The 616-nt window shown below is 43.7% G+C and carries 2 pseudogenes; both read right to left on the bottom strand.

Going from position 1 to position 616, the window contains the following annotated elements:
- Window positions 1–393 (bottom strand): annotated as a pseudogene (locus CBG25_RS14685) (type IA DNA topoisomerase); the annotation flags it as partial.
- Window positions 394–464: 71 nt separating this feature from the next.
- Window positions 465–616: pseudogene (locus tag CBG25_RS14680) on the bottom strand (type IA DNA topoisomerase); the annotation flags it as partial.

The following is a 616-nucleotide window of genomic DNA, read 5'->3' as shown; positions in this document are numbered from 1 at the left end:
AACCTGTTTGGTGGTGAGCTTTTTCTCTGCTACCGTAGACCAGATTTTAAAATCACAGCCGGTACAGGCAAACAGTTTAGGTCGAACCACGATAGTTTTACCACAATGCGGGCAGGGTGTGGCTAATTTTTCCACCTGTCCGCTATTAGGTTTTGCTTCACCCTGTATTTCACCTACGCTAACCGTTTTGACGTGTGGGCGCAGATCGTCGATAAGCGCATTCACAAATTCATCAACCGTTTTATTGCCCTGCTCGATATCGCTTTGTTGTGCTGACCAGAGCGCGGTCATATCAGGCAATGTTGCTGACGCCGGTAGAGCGCGGAAAAAGGCCACGCCGGTTTCTGTGGGAATAAGCTTGCCTTTTTCTTCGCGGATAAGAGGCTGTCGCAAAAGAGGTAGTATCATGTTTTTAATGATTTTAATATTTTGATTTTAAAGAAAAAATTAAATTATTTTTATTGTAAATACCCCTTTTGCGACAGCCTCATAAACTGGCGGTTTTTCAATTTTTCCAGCATATCCGAACGTGTGGCGGGTGTACCTATGCCGCCGTGCTCATCCTTTTTGTCTTTATCCTTTTCTTTCAGCAATTGCTTAATACGAGCATCTTCAA

This window comes from Arsenophonus sp. ENCA, from assembly GCF_002287155.1.
GTDB lineage: Bacteria > Pseudomonadota > Gammaproteobacteria > Enterobacterales > Enterobacteriaceae > Arsenophonus > Arsenophonus nilaparvatae.
Note: the sequence above shows the minus strand (reverse complement) of the source record. Positions and strands in the feature narration are given on the sequence as shown.